The organism is Sinorhizobium garamanticum, from assembly GCF_029892065.1.
Lineage (GTDB): Bacteria > Pseudomonadota > Alphaproteobacteria > Rhizobiales > Rhizobiaceae > Sinorhizobium > Sinorhizobium garamanticum.
This window is the reverse complement of sequence record NZ_CP120373.1, coordinates 2,003,187-2,020,769: the sequence shown is the minus strand read 5'-3', so window position 1 is coordinate 2,020,769 and position 17,583 is coordinate 2,003,187. Positions and strand designations below refer to the sequence as shown.

The window sequence follows — 17,583 nt, the reverse complement described above, 5'->3', positions numbered from 1 at the left end:
GCGACGATCAAAAAAGGGGAATGCGCATGTCGATCAGCACACTGAAACTCACCCTCGCCGCCGCCGGCCTGATGGTTGCGGCCTCCACCGGCAGCGCCAGCGCCTCCTATTGCGGCGACGGCAAGACCGTGACTTTTGCCGGCATCGACTGGGAAAGCGGTGCCTTCATCACCGAAGTCATGAAGGCGATCCTTGCCAAGGGTTATGATTGCCAGGTGGATTCCATTCCGGGCAATTCGGTGACGCTCGAACAGGCGACAGCCAACAACGATGTCCAGATCTTCGCCGAAGAATGGCTTGGCCGCTCCGATGTCTGGAACAAGGCCGTCGAGGAAAAGAAGGTCGTCGCCGTCGGCAAGACTTTCGTCGGCGCCAGCGAAGGCTGGTTCGTGCCGGACTACATCGTTCACGGTGATCCCTCGCGCAACATCGAGGCGAAGGCGCCGGACCTGAAGAGCGTGTCGCAGCTTTCCGACCCGAAGATCGTGGAGATCTTCGCGGATCCGGAAGAGCCGTCCAAGGGCCGCTTCCTGAATTGCCCGTCCGGCTGGACCTGCGAAGGCGTAAGCTCCGCCAAGCTCGAAGCTTACAAACTCGGCGAAACCTATGTGAACTTCCGCCCCGGCACCGGTACGGCGCTCGATTCGGCGATCACCTCGGCCTATCTGCAGGGCGAGCCGATTCTCTTCTACTATTGGTCGCCGACCGCGATCATGGGCAAGTTCAAGCTCGTCCAGCTTGAAGAGCCGGCATACAACGAGGCCTGCTGGAAGGAACTGAGCAGCGCCAACGGCAAGCGTGACGAAGGTTGCGCCTTTCCCTCGGTCGACGTTGCCTACGGCGTGAACAGCACCTTCGCTGCGGAGGCGCCGGAGATCGTCGCTGTCCTCGAAAAGGCAACCTTCCCGCTTGAGGACGTCAACGGTAGTCTCGCCTACATGGCCGACAACAAGGTCGACGCCACGGCCGCCGCTGCCGAGTTCCTGAAAACCAAGGCCGACGTCTGGGGCAAGTGGGTCTCCGACGACGCGCGCGGCAAGATCGAAGCAAGCCTGAAGTAACGACAGTTTTGCCGAACCGTGCCCGCCACGCCTCTTCCGCCTTCAGCATGGGACAGGGGCGTGGCGGCCATGGCTTAAAAAGCTGTTTCCGCAGAGCAGGCACGCTTGCGGTGAAGACCGCCAAGGCGCCTGAACAAGGAACGACATCCGATGTTTCCGGACTCTCTCAATCTTTCCATCCGGGCGCCTGTGAATGACTTCATCCAAGCGCTCGTCACCAACTATGGCTGGGTCTTCAAAGCGATCAGCGGCGTCATCCTGAAAGCCGTGCTGTTCATCGAATGGATCCTGCGCGGCCTGCCCTGGTGGCTCGTCATCCTCGCCTTCATGGCGCTCGCCTGGCAGAGCTCGCGTCGCTGGTCGCTGACCGTCGCCGTTGGCGCCCTGCTGCTTGCCGTTGGCGTGCTCGGCCTCTGGGACCTGACCATGCAGACCCTGGCGCTGATGCTGATGGCAACGATCGTCTCGGTGGTGATCGGCGTGCCGATGGGCATTCTCGTCGCCAAGAGTCGGGTCGTCCGCAATATCACCCTGCCCGTGCTCGACGTCATGCAGACGATGCCGAGCTTCGTTTATCTCATCCCCGCGTTGATGCTTTTCGGCCTCGGCAAGGTGCCGGCGATCCTCGCCACCATCATCTATGCGGTCCCGCCGCTGATCCGTCTCACCGATCTCGGCATCCGCCAGGTCGACAGCGAGGTTGTCGAGGCAGCGACCGCCTTCGGTGGCAGCCCGGCACAGATTCTTTTCGGCGTCGAATTGCCGCTCGCGACGCCAACGATCATGGCGGGTCTCAACCAGACGATCATGATGGCGCTTTCGATGGTGGTGGTCGCTTCGATGATCGGTGCGCGCGGTCTTGGCGAACAGGTGCTGAACGGCATCCAGACGCTCGACGTCGGCAAGGGCCTCGAGGCTGGCATCGGCATCGTCATTCTCGCGATCGTGCTCGACCGCATTACCCAGGGCTTCGGCAAGACCCGGACGGAGGACGCCCGCAATGGCTGACATCGAAATCCGCAACGTCTACAAGATTTTCGGGCACGACTCGAAGACGGCGCTCGCCATGGCCAAAGACGGCCTGGACAAGGCCGCCATCCTCGCCCGCTCCGGCTGCAGCGTTGGCCTTAACAACGTCAGCCTCAAGATCGGCGCCGGCAAGATCTTCGTCATCATGGGGCTTTCCGGCTCCGGCAAGTCGACGCTGGTACGCCATATCAACCGGTTGATCGAGCCAACGAGCGGCGAGGTTGTCTTCGATGGCAGCAACATTCTCGATCTGCACGCCAAGGCGCTGCGTGCATTTCGCATGCGCCGCGTCAGCATGGTCTTTCAGAGTTTCGCCCTGATGCCGCATCGGACCGTGCTGCAGAACGTCGTCTACGGCCAGCGCGTGCGTGGCGTATCGAAAGCCGATGCGCGCGGCATCGGCATGAAATGGATCGAGACGGTCGGACTAGCGGGCTACGACGCGAAATTCCCACATCAGCTTTCCGGCGGCATGAAGCAGCGCGTTGGCCTTGCCCGGGCGCTTGCCGCCGACACCGACGTGATCCTAATGGACGAGGCTTTCAGCGCCCTCGATCCGTTGATCCGCGCCGACATGCAGGACCAGCTTCTGCAATTGCAGCAGAATCTCTCGAAAACCATCGTCTTCATCACCCACGATCTTGATGAAGCGCTGCGCATCGGCTCGGAAATCGCGATCCTAAAGGACGGCCAGGTCGTGCAGGTCGGGACGCCAGATGATATTCTGGGCAATCCGGCAAACGACTATGTCGCGCGCTTTGTTCAGCGTCGGCAAGGAAGACCCGAAGCCCATGCCTGAGACGATCACCATAGATGGACCGCTCACCTGGCGAGAGATTGCCACTGTCGCTGGGGGAGCCCGCCTCGCCATGTCGGATGCCGCCCGCAAGCGGGTCGTCGATGCGCGACGGATCGTCGATGCGCTGGTCGAGCGTGGTATCCGCGGTTACGGAATTAATACCGGCGTTGGCGCCCTTTGCGACGTGGTCATCAGCCGCGAGAATCAGCAGGCTCTTTCGCGCAACATAGTCCTCAGTCATGCCTGCGGCGTGGGTGAGCCGCTCGCAAACGTGGAGGCGCGCGCGGTGATGGCGGCGCAGATCGCCAACTTTGCCCATGGCTACTCAGGTGTTCGAATCGAAATCGTCGAGGCCCTGCTTGCGCTTCTCAACGCCAACATCATTCCACTGATCCCGTCGCGCGGCTCGGTCGGCTATCTCACCCATGCGGCGGCAATTGGCCTGGTGCTGATCGGGCATGGATCAGCGATGCACGGAACCGAACGATTGAGCGGTGCCGAAGCCCTTGATCGCATCGGTCTCGAACCCTTGCGACTCGAGGCGAAGGAAGGCCTCAGCCTCGTGAACGGCACGCCCTGCGCCACAGGCCAGGCCGCACTGGCCCTTGCCCGTATGGAGCGGCTTCTCGACTGGGCGGACGCGGCCGCTGCGATGACCTACGAAAATCTCGGCAGTCAGGCAAATGCCTTCGCCGAGGGACCGTTGGCGCTGCGGCGATCACGCGGCCTTCAGACCGTCGGCAAGAGATTGCGTGACTGGCTGGCGCAAAGCCCCATGCTTGCCGAAACGGCCGGGACCCGCACACAGGACCCATTGAGCCTGCGTGCTGTGCCACACGTGCACGGCGCCGCTCGCGACACCTTCGACCATGTGGCCGAGGTTGTGAACCGCGAGCTTTCGAGCGTCACGGATAATCCGGCGGTCTCCGGCACGCCGGAAGAACCGGAGGTACATTCCCAGGCACACGCGGTCGGTGCCGCCCTCGGCCTCGCCATGGACGGTCTCGCGATCGCCGCGGCTGAGATCGCAGCCATCTCCGAGCGTCGCATCGATCGGTTGGTGAACCCGCTCGTCAGCGGCCTTCCCGCCTTTCTCGCCGGCGACAGCGGCGTTGCGTCGGGCTACATGATCGCGCAATACACGGCAGCGGCGCTTGTGGCGGAGAACCGTAGGCTGGCGGCACCGGCAAGCCTCGACGGCGGCATCACTTCTGCGCTTCAGGAGGACATTCTCACTCACGCGACACCCGCTGCCTTGAAGACGCTCTCGATCCTCGACAATCTCGAGCGAATCCTGGCGATCGAGCTGCTCGCGGCCGCTCAGGCCTATGATCTGCAACCACGATCCGGAACCAAGGCGAAGCGGACGGCCTCCCTCTATGGCCGCATTCGCGAAACGATCTCGACCTATGCCGACGACCGGCCTATGAACGAGGATTTCGACCGAATTCGCAATCTGATGCAAGGAGCTACGCTATGAAGATCCTGCGCTCGAACGAATACAGGCACATGCCGTGGAAGAACGGCGGCGGTGAAACCGTGGAAATCGCCGTCTCTCCGGAGCGCGCGTCGCTTTCCGATTTCGATTGGCGCATCAGCATGGCGACCGTCGCGAGCGATGGCTCTTTCTCCAGCTTCCCCGGCATCGACCGCACGCTCTCGATCCTCGAAGGCGCCGGCATGACGCTGGCAATCGAAGGCCGGCAGCCGAAGCTGCTGACGGTCGCGGATGCGCCCCTCTCCTTCCCCGCCGAGGCGTCGACATCGGCAACGCTTCGGGACGGCCCGGTGATCGATCTTAACGTCATGACGCGACGCGGCGTGCTGAAGCACCGCGTGCGGCGGCTTCACGTCGAGGGCTCGCAGTCGCTCGAATCCCACGCCCGGGAGCTCATCGTCTTCTGTCACCGCGGAAGCGTCACGCTGGCGACGGAAGGCGTGAACGCAACGCTTCATGCGCTGGACGCGGCGATCCTCGTCCAGCCACTTCCCCTCACGCTGACGGCGGACATCGCGTCCGGGCTCTTCCTTGTCGAGATCGTGCCAGGCGGCGCGGCCTGAGCGGGGCAGGCCGTCTCGCCGACGATGATGTTCGCTCGCAGCGAGCTCGTCGCCCGACGGACCGCGTCGATTTCGGAAGCGATCAGCCGGAGGCGCCCTTGCGCGGCAATTTCGGCGGCGATCCAATCCGCGACAGGTGTGGCCACATGACCGTAGCCGGCATATTGACCGCCCCTACTCCCTTTGGCGGGCGCCCTAATTCTTGACTGCAACCCGGGCTGTGAGAGCCTACTGTAAGATCCTCAAATCGAAATCGTTCTGAGGGATCTTGCAGCGATTCAAAGTGCTGCAGCGATCTTTGCGCGTCTCAAGCACGCGCAGCGCTGTAGGAGGTTTCGGTTGTGGTCGAGGAAACGGTGCCGCGATGCTCGAAAAAGACAGAAAACGTCGTGCCGCCCAGATTCCCTCCGGTAGCTGGCCGCCACGCATGATGGCTGAGATGGCGGCCGGTTACGTTGGCGAAAAGCACGTCGAGGACTTCCTCGAGCGAATCGGGACAATTTACCCGCAGCCACGCCTCGTTGAAGGCCCCAGGCGCAAATTCTGGTACCGGGAAGATCTGGACAAGGCCATGAATATGGCACTAGCGAGCTCGCCGCGGTTCAGCGAAAAACTCCAGGCAAAAATGGCGGAACGCAGAGCCGCGCGGCGAGCCCGCGTCAAAGCCTGATGATGCCATTAACCCAATATTCCACCCGATCCTGGAGCGAGTTGCCTTGCGCTTTTGCCTCGCTCCAGGCCGCGCGGCGATACCGGCCTTCGGTTGCGATCTGATCGATCGCCAAGAGGCCACACAGTCCAACAATGAGGAGTAGCAAGCCGCGCATTCAGGAATCTTAGCGATAAATGATTTAGTAAATCCTAAATTTTATCGCACAAATGCAGCAGATCGGCATGCGGGCCTTTATTTGCAGAAGCGTACCGGAATCGAAGAATCCGACCTTCCTCTCCAACCACTCCATGGATAGCGTCGCACCGTAGTTTCCGCTGGAGCTACATCTTTCCCCCGCATCCCATGAAGGCAACGGGATGCGAAACTTGCCCCGCCATCGCGCGGGGCTTTTTCTTGGGGGGCAGCCGGTGGCCTCGTATGAAGCTCGCACACTGTGACCGATCGGCACACTTCAACCTGACGCGCTGCGCCGATGCTCGAAACGTCCATAGACCACTAGATCCCTGGTCCGCCTTGCTCTTCTGCTTCCATCTCCCGAAGCATCTCCTTCAGGCTTTCATAACCCGCGGCGTCATGTTCGCGGCCAAATACCTTCTTGAACCAGACCGACGTAAATTCGAGGCGGTGAATGGACGCTCGAAATTGCTCGCCTGTCGTTGGGCGGAAGAAGTGGGTGAAGGTGCCAGATGCAAGGACGCCGACTTTGACCAGCTCTTGGATCGTCGCAACCAGGAGCGCCGGGACAAAGAAAGGCCCCATATGGGCATCCTCTCCCGGCGCCGGGCGCAGCATCCCGAGGCCTTCAAAAGTTGGATGCCCCGCTAGCTTACACAAGAGCTTGTAGTGCTCGGCGCGCTTCATTTCTTTGAAACCATCCCGCTGATCCAGGGCTTTTCGGACGACCACAGGGCCGAACTCTTTATTTCGCTGGTCTTCTGGAACGGCTTTCCACCGCTCAATCAGTTGCCTGTCGGTGGAGAAGTAGTCCAACAGGAAAGACGTCTCGAGAATATCGCGAATGTGCATGGCGGCCGCCTGATAGTAGCCGCTCAATAAGAGCTTCATGGCTGACCCCAGGGCGTTGAAGAGACGGGCACCCAGCAGTTTGACGATGAGCTGTTCCTCAGTCTCCTCATCGTAGCTGACGCGGTAGAACTGGAGTGTGTCCATTACTCGCTCAATCATTAGGACGTGCAGCAGCAAGTCTTCATCCCCTGAAATAAGCTCAAGGGAGCTGCGGCTCACCGCCTCTTCGCCGGCGTGGAGTGAGATCAGGTTCTCTGGAATTCGATTCTTGCTCATCGCGTCATCCCGAGTTGTTCGATCGGGAGTCTTACGCGAGTCGATCTTAGTCGGAGAAGGTGGCTAGCCCATAAGGCTGCTTTGAAGGCCCTTTAAGCGCATCAAAGTGGTTTTTTTGACGAGGGCGCGGAAGTTTTATTTCTCCGGATTTCACTGTCAAAATCCGAAAAAGTGTGGCGGGCTATAACGAGGTTGTCACCCATGTCTTAGGGACAAACTGTTACCTATGTCTGCGGTATGGACTGTTCTGTTGGTAGCGGAGGAGGGATTCGAACCCCCGACACAAGGATTATGATTCCTCTGCTCTAACCTACTGAGCTACTCCGCCGCCGGTGCCGTGGAAGCCTCCTCTGGGAAGCCCGTCTCGGCTGGACGGGCGGCTTATAAGGTGCTGTTCCGGCTAGTGTCAAGCAAAGTCTGCTGGAAAATGTGAACTTTTCCTGACGTTGCTGGTCACGCCGTCTCAAGCCGCCGCCGGCGCCTGCAAAAGCGCCTTGAGTGCCGCTTCCGCGCCGGGCTCGCGCTCGGATTTGCGAATGAAGCCGCCGCCATAGACGCGCGCGTCTTCGCCGGTGCCGGAATAGAGGGCGCAGGCCTGGCCGGGCGCGACGCCCGCCTCCCCTTCGGCAAGCTCGACATGAAGGCCGTCGGCATCGCTTTTCAGGACTGCTGCCATCGGCTGTCGGGTGGAGCGCACCTTGGCGAAGCAGTCGAAGCCGCGGACGGCTGCCTGCTCAAGCTCCTCGTCACCCAGCCAGTTGACGTCGCGCAGATAGACGCGGCGCGTCTCCAGCGCCTCCTTCGGGCCGACGATGACGCGGCGCGAGCGGGCGTCGAGATAAACGACGTAAAGCGGTTCGCCGGTGGCGACCCCGATGCCGCGCCGCTGGCCGATCGTGTAGTGCAGAATGCCATCGTGGCTGCCGAGCACGCGGCCGTCGAGGTGGACGATCTCGCCGGCAAGCGCCGCATTCGGCTTCAGCTTCGAGACGATGTCGCTGTATTTGCCCTGCGGCACGAAGCAGATGTCCTGGCTGTCGGCCTTCTTGGCGACGATCAGGCCCATGTCTTCGGCCAGCGCCCGCGTCTCGGCCTTGGAAAGGCCGCCCAGGGGGAAGCGCAGGTAGTCGATCTGTTCTTGCGTGGTCGCAAACAGGAAATAGCTCTGGTCCCGCTCGGCATCCGTCGGCCGGTAGAGCGCGCGCTGCCCCAAGTAACGCGGGTTCGGGCTCGGCCGCGAACGAATGTAGTGGCCGGTGGCGAGCGCATCGGCACCGAGTTCCTTGGCGGTCGCCAGCAGATCGGCGAACTTGACCGTCTGGTTGCAGGCAACGCAGGGGATCGGCGTCTCGCCGGCGATATAGCTTTCGGCGAAGGGATTGATCACCGTTTCGCGGAAGCGCGCTTCATAATCCAGCACATAATGCGGAATGCCAAGCGTCTCGCAGACGCGCCGCGCGTCATCGATGTCCTGGCCGGCGCAGCAGGAACCGGCGCGATGCACCGCCGCACCGTGATCATAGAGCTGCAGCGTGATGCCGAGTACGTCATAGCCCTCGCGTTTGAGCAGCCCCGCCACGACGGAGGAATCGACGCCGCCGGACATGGCGACGACGACGCGCGTATCTTCGGGCTTGCGGTCAAAATCGAGACTGTTCACGGGATCCAATCCGGCATTGCGGCGCACGCGCCGATCGCTTGTGCCGCCCTGTTTCATGCTCTTGCCGTGGGCCTTCCGCAAAACGCGGCGCCGGGCGGCATTTTCAAAGTTTTCTGTGCCGCGACATATAGAAACTTGTCCGCCTTGCGGCAAGAGCGGAGGTTTTGGGGCGGAGGTCTTGGCGGCTGAACGACGCTGTCAGATCAGCTTCATCCGCATCGCCCGGGCGATCGCCTGCATTCGGTTGACGGCATCGAGCTTGCGGGTCGCGCTCTTGAAATAGCTGCTGACCGTATAGGCGGAAATGCCGAGAATGATGGCGATCTCGTCGCTGCTCTTGCCGGCCGCCGCCCAGCGCAGGCACTCGATCTCGCGGCCGGACAACTTTTCACGCACCGTGCTGCCCGCATCAAAGGTGCGCTCGAGGCACTCGAAAAGCTGCACGAGCGTCAGATAGAGCATCGCGCATTCGGCACCGACCGGCTCCTCTCGAGCGCCCGAAAGCATGACGATGAACGGCTCCCCATAGGTCGTATGCAAGAGCAAGGCAAAATGACGCGCCATGTCGGGATCGACCTGCAAGTGGCGAACGGACACTTCCCCTCCATCCTTGCTTGCTGCGTCCAGGAGCTCCGCGCCGCCCGCTATCGGCAGCTTCGTCTGGCGCAGGCGCTCGACGAGGACGCTCGCGTGAAAGGCGCCGGAGGCATCGTACTGGCGAACCAGCTCGGCCGGCCAATTGCTGAGCACCAGGCTTTCGGAAAACCGCTGCTGTTCGGCGAGCGGCAACCGCGCGATCAGGAAGCGTTGAAAGCGGTAGCGCGCGATCAATCTGCGCATCAGGTGCAGAAGCTCGTATTCGGTGCGCACCGACGCCGGATCAAATTCGAAAAACGTCTCCGCGTCAGCCTCGCGCCGCAAGGCCGGTTCACTCGATTCCTTCATACCTTGTCACCACGTTGCCGGCGCGTCCGCCTGGCCGAAATTGAACGCTTCCTTACAACCGGGCATCGTCTTCGACGCCAGCTGAAATACAACCGGCCCCGTTCCGCCGGTCGCGCAAGCAACGCGGCCGATCAAGAAAATATGCTGTGCCCAGGAGATAATTCCGGGAGCGTACACGCGAACGCTCATTCTTTGATGGGCGCCTCGTTACCAAAAATTTTAGTTGAAGTGAAATGTGGTAATTGCATGGCTCCCATGTGAAAACCGCGCAAAACTTGGGTTTTCCATGCAAAGCACAGCAAATGCGGAGCAATTAGGATAACGCGCCCTGCCCCTGGTCTTTTGAACGCTCCGGAGCGCTCCAGCCGCTTCGAAGTGTCTCAAATTATGAGCAAATTGTTACCTGCGGCTTAGGCAAATGTTAAATGTGGCAGGCTAAGGTCGCGACCATATGGTCTTGAGTTTGTGTAGAGAGTCCCATGACCGAAATGATGCGACCACGCGTAAAGTATGTCATCGGCCCCGATGGCAGCCCTCTGACGATCGCGGATCTGCCGCCGGCGAACACCCGGCGCTGGGTCATCCGCCGGAAGGCTGAAGTCGTCGCCGCCGTGCGCGGTGGCCTTTTGAGCCTTGAAGAGGCATGTGAACGGTACACGCTAACCGTCGAGGAATTCCTTTCCTGGCAGTCCTCCATCAACGACCACGGTCTCGCCGGGCTGCGGACCACGCGCATCCAGCAGTATCGCCACTGATTTCGCCCGACAGGTCCATAGTTCGACACCGGCGGTTCCGGGATCTGCCCGCACCGCCGGTGTTGTTTTGTTCGCATGATGCTGCTTGCGCACATCCTCGCAGCATTCTTTGTATTTTTCCCCGTCGATTCCGATCTCGGACAATATGCTGTAGCATCCCCGCCGGCAGCAACAGATGCGGAGCGAAGATCGATGGAAATCGCCCACGAGGAAATCAATGCGAAGGGCCGCTATTCGGCGGTCGTGGAGGGCCACACCGGCGAGATGACCTATTCTCGGTCCTCGCCGACCTTGATCATCATCGATCACACGCTCGTGCCGGATGAGTTGCGCGGCAAGGGTGTCGGGCAAGCGCTCGCAAAGCACGCAGTCGAGGAAGCGCGAAAAGGTGGCTGGAAGATCATCCCGCTCTGCCCCTTCATGCGCGCCCAAGCCATGCGGCACGCGGAGTGGCAGGACGTGATCCAGGCATAGACAGGCCTGCTGCGCGAGCGGCTAACTCTTTGAAGCTACAGCGCAGCGCGTCTTATAAGACGCGCAAAGGGCTCTGTAGACGCGTAGCTCCGCACGGCCAAAGAATCGCAAGAGCGCGAAATGCGGTCTGCTGCCATGCTTCGCTTCCATTTCAACGAACAGCTTGTCCGGTCAACAGCTTAACCCGCCTTGCATCTGGACATGCGAGGCGGGTTCCCTTCAGGCTGCAACAAGCCGCCTGCCGATCAAGCCGGAGACGGCAGCGCTGCCGTCCCATCAGGCGCGCATGCGGGCACCCGTATCTCGTTCTTCGAGCGCCGCCGCTTTCGCGTATTCGGCCTGGACCTCCTCCAGCGCAAGTTCGGCCGCATCCTGCTGCGCCTTCAGCTCGCGAATCGATACCTGGAGATTGTCGGCTCTTTGGCGGGCGGCCTTGGCGAAGGTGGGATAGGCAAAATGCGCGGGATCGGAGATTCCCGATTTCTTCTCTTCGAATATAATCTGACTTTCCAGATCCTTGGTCATTCGCTCGAACTCAGCCATCATCATCTGAAGCTGGTTCAACTGACGCTGCTTCTCCCGGACCTGAAACTCCTTCAGGCGGACAAGGCTCTCACGTGCTTTCATACGCAATACTCCCGTGGATACCGAGACCCCGGTTACTGATACTGACCCGTCGTGCCGGCCCCATGGTGGCCGGAAACAAAAAATCGAAGCGAGCTTAACAAAGGCCTACCGCTGGTAACCTTTCGTTTACGGGCATCGTTAATCATAGGTGTGATGATTTAAGGCTCCGTAAATGCTGAAGCACGAAATGTGGCACTTCGCCATTACCGAGTCGGAAGAGTCAGATAGCGGCGTTTCCTCATGTACTACATGAGAAATGTCATTTGAGATTCACCTTTTGAATCAGGAGACTGCTAAAAATATTTAACAATCTCGATACACCTTGCCAGAGTGAATCAGAATTTGTTAACCATTTGGTGGCAGCCTCCAAATCAGGCAACGACTGGATCCGTATCGCGTAAGGGGGCCACGGACGACCTTGGGCGGCGGAAAAGGGGAAAAAAATGCGGGTTCTACTGATCGAAGACGATAGCGCGACAGCTCAAAGCATTGAGCTCATGCTTAAGTCCGAGAGTTTCAACGTTTATACGACCGATCTTGGTGAAGAAGGCGTCGATCTCGGCAAGCTTTATGACTACGATATCATTCTTCTCGACCTGAACCTTCCGGACATGTCCGGTTACGAGGTCCTGAGGACCCTGCGCTTGTCGAAGGTGAAAACCCCGATCCTCATCCTGTCGGGCATGGCGGGAATTGAAGACAAGGTGCGCGGCTTGGGCTTCGGCGCCGACGACTACATGACCAAGCCGTTCCACAAGGACGAACTGGTCGCGCGCATCCACGCGATCGTCCGTCGCTCCAAGGGCCACGCCCAGTCGGTCATCTCGACCGGCGAGCTGATTGTCAATCTCGACGCCAAGACCGTGGAAGTCGGCGGCCAGCGCGTGCATCTGACCGGCAAGGAATATCAGATGCTGGAGCTCCTCTCGCTTCGCAAGGGCACGACGCTCACCAAGGAAATGTTCCTCAATCATCTTTACGGCGGCATGGACGAGCCCGAGCTGAAGATCATCGACGTCTTCATCTGCAAGCTGCGCAAGAAGCTCGCAAACGCCGCCGGCGGCGCCAACTACATCGAGACCGTCTGGGGACGCGGCTATGTGCTACGCGAGCCGGAAGGCAACGACTACCTGGAAACGGCCTGATTTCAGTAGCATCGCGGTCGAGAGCCCGCATTTCCTCGTCCGCTCGAACAGCTATCATACAATCGAAGAACCCGCCCGCCTCTCGGGCGGGTTTTCTTTTGGGGTCGGCCTTCGCCGCGTTCGCATCGGCAAAGAAAAACGACGGCGCCGCAGTTTCTCTTGCTACATGTTTCCTTAAATCGGATCCGATTTAAGGAAACATGTAGCAAATCAAAGAGTCACAGCGTCCATTGCGCGTCAATTAAAGACGCGCGGCGCTGTGTCGAGTCGAATTGGACGTGCCGCAGGCGCAAAAATGCCGCGGAATTGCCGCGGCCCGTGTAGATCATGCAGCGATTCAAAGTGCTACAGCGACCTTTGCGCGTCTCAAAAGACGCGCGGCGCAGTAAAGGCCGTCAGGCGGCCATCGACTGGCTGGCAAAGACGCTCGTCAGAATCTTGCGGTCGAAGGGCTTCAGCAGGAAGTCGTCGGCACCGGCGCGCTTACCTGCCATCATCTTCTTCAGGTCGGCCTCGACAACGCAATAGTAGATGCGCACCGACGTGCCGTTCGGCAGGTGCCGGATATTGGCAATCAGATCGAGGGCGCCATCCAGCGCCGCGTCGACGATCAGAATGTTCGGCAGCTCGGCCTCGCAGCGCACCAGCGCATCAAGGCTGCTCGGCGCCTCGAGCACCAGAAATCCCATGCCCGAAAGGATGCGCTTTCCAACTTTCCTGACAGCTTCCGAGCCATCAGCAATCATCAAGCGCCGCATGTCCAAACTCCTTTACGCTCTACTCGCACGCGCATCCATGAAACAAATCCTATACAGATTTGGCAAAGAAACCGTTACGACGATTACTTAATATTTTCTTTTGGCGGGGACGCCGAAGCTCAACACGTCTCGATCGCTCGAGAGACGAGCGCAACCCAAGGCCGCATATGAAAGACCCCCTCCGGCAGACTGACGCCGAAGGGTCGGTTACGTGTCGATTATATCGCCCGGCGAAGGGGACGGAGAGGATGCCCCTCATGCATGTCGCCTAAAAGTGTGCAACGGTTTTGGGACAACGACATGCACAATAGCAATGACCTAAAGCGCGTCGCACGCGTCCGATTAAACGCGACGCGCTTTAGGCCTCGGACTTCGCCGTGAATACGATCTCCTCGCCGGTCGAAACGACATCGATCGTCATTCCGGCCTCCTCGCCCAAAAGGACGGTGTAGTAGGGCTGGATCGAATGCGCGTCGACAGCCTCTTCCGGGGTGCCTGAGAGCAATTCCACCAGCTTCGGGTTGACCCGCATCATTCGCCCCTTGGCGACGAGCGTGAAGGTCGCGTCGAATTCAGGATTTTCGAGCGTGACATCGATCGAACCGCCGCGCGGGATCGAGCCATAGGCGATCAGGAAGAGATTGAGGAGAAGCTTGACGCGGTTCTTGGCGATGATCGCGCGCGGGCCGCTCCAATTGATCTCGGTCTTCTTTTCCGCAGCGGCGAAGTCCTTCGCCGCCTTTTCGGCTTCGCCCGTGTCGATCGATGCGCCAACCGACCCGGAGGCACCGAAAGCAAGGCGCGCGAACTTCAGGCGGACGGAGGCGTTGAGGGCACTGGTGCGGATCAGATCCATCGCGTCGGCATCTGCTCCCCCCTCGTCTAGGAGCTCAAGGCCGTTGTTGATGGCGCCGACTGGCGAGATGATGTCGTGGCAAACCCGGCTGCAGAGCAGTGCGGCCAGATCGGGTCCCGTCAGTGTCAGGTTCGGATTCTTTGCCATCATTCTTCCTTGTTCGCTATCCGTCTGCCGGCGCCGCCGCCGCACGTTCTTGCCCCGCAACCAAAGCTTCCGCACGACCATGGCACGGGCCATGAATCGCGCGGGCGCGGCCGGTTATCAATAGGCCATAATGACATCACATTTGGTAAACCGATTGTTAAGATGATCGGTTCAAATTGCTGGTGCATCCCGAATTCAGCGGGAATCGCTGGAGGATGCGCGGCCGGAACCAGTTTTCACGCTTTTCCGCGCCCGCCCCTGGAAATGGACAAGACCCGCGCCGGACGCGCAACCGATGCAAATACCGGCCATGACAGCCGGCGCAGGTCACTTTTCGTGCCTGACGGAGGAAACGATGCAGCCGTTCATGAAGGCAACCACAGTGGTTGTCCGCGCTATCCTGACGATGATGCTGATAGCCGGCACCATATCTGCCGCCAACGCCCAGTCCCCGAACAACAGCCAGTACACGATGCAGGAAATCGTCGATGCCGGCCACAGCTTCTTCGGGGAGACCTCGGGTGGACTTGCCAAGGTCGTCGAGCGCGCCTTCGAGCGCTACGGCCTGCCGAATGGCTACATTCTCGGACAGGAAGGCTCCGGCGCCTTCATCGCCGGCCTCACCTACGGCGAGGGCGAGCTCTATACGAAGAACGTGGGACAGCACACGGTCTTCTGGCAGGGGCCCTCGCTCGGGCTCGATTGGGGCGGCCAGGGCAGCCGCGCCATGATGCTCGTCTACAATCTCCCCAGCGTTCCGGCACTCTACAAGCGCTTCGGCGGCGTCTCCGGCTCGGCTTACGTTGTCGCCGGCATCGGCATGACCGTATTGACGGACGACCAGGTTGTCGTCGTGCCGATCCGAACCGGCATCGGCGCAAGGCTCGGCCTCAATGTCGGCTACCTCAAGCTGACGCAGCAACCGACGTGGAACCCCTTCTGAGGCGTTCCGAACGGCTGCTTGTTCCGGCGGACCGCTGACCGGGCCTTCGCGAAACTAACCTCACCTCTCCGTCTCACCGGAACCTTGGCGCGCCTGAAAAGGCGCGCTTTCCTGTTGCAGCACTTGCAGCATTCCAGCCATCATGTTTACTGCGGGAAAAGCACTGAGATGGCGCCCGGCCTCTGCGGCGGGCAGCGCATCCGGTCCAGATTGAAACGGCCAGCTCGTGATTGAATTTGCGCTCCTCTTTGCCCTTGGCTTTCTGACGGCGGTGGTCATTGGCCTGATGATCGCCCCCGCCATTCAAAGGCGCATCGTGCGCTTTGCGGAGGATCGCCTGAAGGCGACCATGCCTCTCAGCCCCCAGGAGGTGCGCGCGCAGAGGGATGCTGCCCGCGCGACCTATGCGGCCGAAAATGCCAAGGCCCAGCAGGCGCTGCGGCGCGAACGCGACAAGAGCGTCAAGCTGATGCTGCAAAACGAAAACACCCTGCGCGAGGCGCGCAGGCTTGCCGGGGAGAATGCCGATCTGCAGGCCCAACTGGCCGACATGAACGTGGCAGCGGCCGACATGCGTTCCACGGTCCGCCAACTCGAACAACGTCTCGAGCAGATGAAGGCAACCTTCGAGACTTCGGAAAGGGACAACGGCGCCAAGAGCGATGCGATCCGCACGCTCAACGGCCAGATGGACAAACATACAGCGGATATCGACAATCTCCGGATAGACCTCGCCGCTCGCGAAACCGAGATCGAGCATCTGAAGAGCCGGGTCGCCGCGCTGCACGACGAGCGCCAGGCACTGCGCGGCGATCTCAAGGCGGAGAATGCCCGCGCACGGGAAATGGAGCTGCAGCTCAGTAAGGACGAGGCCCGGATACGCCAGCTCGAAGCCGCCGTCGCGCGCGAAGCCGCCACCAATGCACAGCGCGAAAATGCGCTCGCGCAGCGGGCGGACGAAATCGAAAAATTGAAGGCGCGCCTGAAAGAGTTAAATCACGAGATGCGGGAAGCGGCGAAGGTCCTTCGCGCCGCTGGCCTCGCCATTCCGAAAAAGGCCGTCGCTGCAGCGGCCGTGGATAGCAAGAGCGCCGAGCTACACAAAAAGGCGATGCAAGGCCCTGACACGACCATGTTGTCCGAAGACCTGCGTAATCGCGCCACAGCGCTTTCGGAGCGCCTGACAAACGCCAAGTCCGCCGCGCATGACGAGGCGCTCCGGCAAGAGATCGCCGATATCGCCGCGGGCATGATTGCGCTGACGGCAGCCAGCGAAGGCAAGGCCTCACCGATCCGCACCCTGCTCGCCGGGGAGGAGACGGACCGCGCGCCGACCCGCAAGAGCCTCGCAAGCCGCGCCAAGGAAATCCTGCCTCCAGAGCGCTAGCGCCTCGGCCCGAAAATCGGACCCGATTTTCGGAAAGCACGATGCGTAGGTTCAAAGAGTTACAGCTCCTTCGTGAGTCCTAAAAGACGCACGGCGCTGTAGCGGCCGGAAAGCGCGAGCTTCAAAGTCGCCCGTTGATCAGCGCAACCTGATGCAGTGCTATGCCGGCGGCCATGGCGACGTTCAGACTGTCGAGACCCGGCCGCTGGCGGATGCGCGCCGTACGGATCGCAGACAGGATAGCCTCCGGCAGCCCTTCGCCTTCGGTGCCGACGAGGAGCGCGGTGCGCGGCGCCGGCGGAATGTCGCTGATGTCGACCGTTCCGCGCGGCGACAGCCCCCAAATTGCGAACCCGGCGACTTGAAGTCGTTCGATCAGCGCAGCCCCCATCCCTTCCCGTGCGAACGGCATCGTGAGCACCGATCCGACCGACACCCGGATCGCCTTGCGATACATCGGATCGCAGCTCGCTGCATCCATCAGGACCGCATCGACGCCGAAGGCAGCGGCGTTGCGAAACAACGAGCCCATGTTGTCGTGGTTCGAAATCCGGCAAGCGGCGAGGACGAAGCTCTCTGCCGGAAGGCTCCCGATAAGCGAGTCCCGGTCCGGCATCGCATCGCTCCGCCCGAGCGCGAGCACGCCGCGATGCATGTTGAAGCCGGCGATCGTGTCGAAGACCCGACCATCCGCCACGTAGACGGGGACATCGGCCGGAAATTCGGCAAGCACCTCGGTCAAGCCGGCAACGCGGCTCTCGAGCAGCAGGATTGCCTCCGCGGCGATGCCACGCCGGGCGCGATGAGCGGCAGCCAGCATACGGAGCACGACCGTGCCTTCGGCGATGAAACGACCCTGCCGCCCCGTCAGATCACGCTCCTTGATCGCGACAAACCCGGCGATACGGGCGTCGGATGGATCATCGATGCGGACGAGGGAGGGCAGCGTCATGGCAATGCC

Annotated in this window: 18 protein-coding genes and 1 tRNA gene; 11 read left to right on the top strand and 8 right to left on the bottom strand. The window is 60.8% G+C overall.

Annotated elements, in window-relative coordinates:
• Positions 1–26: 26 nt before the first annotated feature.
• From PZN02_RS09315 to PZN02_RS09290, 6 genes are all read left to right on the top strand, one after another.
• Positions 27–1,061: an ABC transporter substrate-binding protein gene (locus tag PZN02_RS09315; RefSeq protein WP_280661275.1), complete on the top strand. Its 1,035-nt coding sequence runs from the start codon at positions 27–29 to the stop codon at positions 1,059–1,061.
• Between the two features lie 150 nt (positions 1,062–1,211).
• The gene (locus PZN02_RS09310) at positions 1,212–2,069 is read left to right on the top strand and encodes an ABC transporter permease (protein ID WP_280661274.1); all 858 of its coding nucleotides are present in this window, start codon (positions 1,212–1,214) and stop codon (positions 2,067–2,069) included.
• Positions 2,062–2,889 carry a quaternary amine ABC transporter ATP-binding protein gene (locus tag PZN02_RS09305; RefSeq protein ID WP_280661273.1) on the top strand — a complete coding sequence of 276 codons (828 nt, stop codon included), beginning with the start codon at positions 2,062–2,064 and terminating at the stop codon, positions 2,887–2,889. Before PZN02_RS09310 ends, PZN02_RS09305 begins: the two co-directional genes overlap by 8 nt.
• The gene (locus PZN02_RS09300; protein ID WP_280661440.1) at positions 2,882–4,369 is read left to right on the top strand and encodes an HAL/PAL/TAL family ammonia-lyase; all 1,488 of its coding nucleotides are present in this window, start codon (positions 2,882–2,884) and stop codon (positions 4,367–4,369) included. The genes PZN02_RS09305 and PZN02_RS09300 overlap by 8 nt, the downstream gene beginning before the upstream one ends.
• Entirely contained in the window at positions 4,366–4,950 is a 585-nt protein-coding gene (locus tag PZN02_RS09295; protein ID WP_280661272.1) for a HutD/Ves family protein, read from the top strand. The genes PZN02_RS09300 and PZN02_RS09295 overlap by 4 nt, the downstream gene beginning before the upstream one ends.
• A 364-nt stretch (positions 4,951–5,314) precedes the next feature.
• Positions 5,315–5,620 (top strand): hypothetical protein, encoded by a 306-nt coding sequence (locus PZN02_RS09290; protein ID WP_280661271.1) that lies wholly within the window; start codon positions 5,315–5,317, stop codon positions 5,618–5,620.
• A gap of 498 nt (positions 5,621–6,118) precedes the next feature.
• On the opposite strand, the gene PZN02_RS09285 is transcribed toward PZN02_RS09290, so the two are convergent.
• From PZN02_RS09285 to PZN02_RS09270, 4 genes are all read right to left on the bottom strand, one after another.
• Positions 6,119–6,925, bottom strand: a complete 807-nt coding sequence (locus PZN02_RS09285; protein ID WP_280661270.1) for a hypothetical protein — start codon at positions 6,923–6,925, stop codon at positions 6,119–6,121.
• Positions 6,926–7,176: 251 nt separating this feature from the next.
• Positions 7,177–7,253: transfer RNA gene (locus PZN02_RS09280), tRNA-Met, on the bottom strand.
• 135 nt (positions 7,254–7,388) lie between these two features.
• Positions 7,389–8,585, bottom strand: coding sequence for a tRNA 2-thiouridine(34) synthase MnmA (mnmA, locus tag PZN02_RS09275; protein ID WP_280661269.1), 1,197 nt, complete (start codon positions 8,583–8,585; stop codon positions 7,389–7,391).
• 198 nt (positions 8,586–8,783) lie between these two features.
• Positions 8,784–9,530 carry a helix-turn-helix transcriptional regulator gene (locus tag PZN02_RS09270; protein WP_280661268.1) on the bottom strand — a complete coding sequence of 249 codons (747 nt, stop codon included), beginning with the start codon at positions 9,528–9,530 and terminating at the stop codon, positions 8,784–8,786.
• Between the two features lie 479 nt (positions 9,531–10,009).
• On the opposite strand from PZN02_RS09270, the gene sciP reads away from it, so the two are divergent.
• Complete coding sequence (sciP, locus tag PZN02_RS09265; RefSeq protein WP_003527546.1) at positions 10,010–10,285, top strand: CtrA inhibitor SciP; 276 nt, start codon at positions 10,010–10,012, stop codon at positions 10,283–10,285.
• Positions 10,286–10,477: 192 nt separating this feature from the next.
• Entirely contained in the window at positions 10,478–10,759 is a 282-nt protein-coding gene (locus PZN02_RS09260) for a GNAT family N-acetyltransferase (protein ID WP_280661267.1), read from the top strand.
• 276 nt (positions 10,760–11,035) lie between these two features.
• On the opposite strand, the gene PZN02_RS09255 is transcribed toward PZN02_RS09260, so the two are convergent.
• The gene (locus PZN02_RS09255; RefSeq protein WP_280661266.1) at positions 11,036–11,386 is read right to left on the bottom strand and encodes a flagellar export protein FliJ; all 351 of its coding nucleotides are present in this window, start codon (positions 11,384–11,386) and stop codon (positions 11,036–11,038) included.
• Between the two features lie 443 nt (positions 11,387–11,829).
• Between PZN02_RS09255 and ctrA the strand changes: the two genes are divergently transcribed.
• The gene (gene ctrA / locus PZN02_RS09250; protein ID WP_280661265.1) at positions 11,830–12,531 is read left to right on the top strand and encodes a response regulator transcription factor CtrA; all 702 of its coding nucleotides are present in this window, start codon (positions 11,830–11,832) and stop codon (positions 12,529–12,531) included.
• Positions 12,532–12,926: 395 nt separating this feature from the next.
• On the opposite strand, the gene PZN02_RS09245 is transcribed toward ctrA, so the two are convergent.
• Together PZN02_RS09245 and chpT are read right to left on the bottom strand one after the other, a co-directional pair.
• Positions 12,927–13,289: a response regulator gene (locus PZN02_RS09245; protein ID WP_153436523.1), complete on the bottom strand. Its 363-nt coding sequence runs from the start codon at positions 13,287–13,289 to the stop codon at positions 12,927–12,929.
• 358 nt (positions 13,290–13,647) lie between these two features.
• Entirely contained in the window at positions 13,648–14,292 is a 645-nt protein-coding gene (gene chpT, locus PZN02_RS09240) for a histidine phosphotransferase ChpT (protein ID WP_280661439.1), read from the bottom strand.
• Between the two features lie 355 nt (positions 14,293–14,647).
• On the opposite strand from chpT, the gene PZN02_RS09235 reads away from it, so the two are divergent.
• Together PZN02_RS09235 and PZN02_RS09230 are read left to right on the top strand one after the other, a co-directional pair.
• Positions 14,648–15,235 (top strand): DUF1134 domain-containing protein, encoded by a 588-nt coding sequence (locus tag PZN02_RS09235; protein ID WP_280661264.1) that lies wholly within the window; start codon positions 14,648–14,650, stop codon positions 15,233–15,235.
• A 226-nt stretch (positions 15,236–15,461) separates the two neighbouring features.
• Positions 15,462–16,622, top strand: a complete 1,161-nt coding sequence (locus PZN02_RS09230) for a coiled-coil domain-containing protein (RefSeq protein ID WP_280661263.1) — start codon at positions 15,462–15,464, stop codon at positions 16,620–16,622.
• A 121-nt stretch (positions 16,623–16,743) separates the two neighbouring features.
• Here the strand turns inward: PZN02_RS09230 and PZN02_RS09225 are convergent, their stop codons facing one another.
• Entirely contained in the window at positions 16,744–17,574 is an 831-nt protein-coding gene (locus PZN02_RS09225) for a TrmH family RNA methyltransferase (RefSeq protein ID WP_280661262.1), read from the bottom strand.
• Between the last annotated feature and the right edge of the window lie 9 nt (positions 17,575–17,583).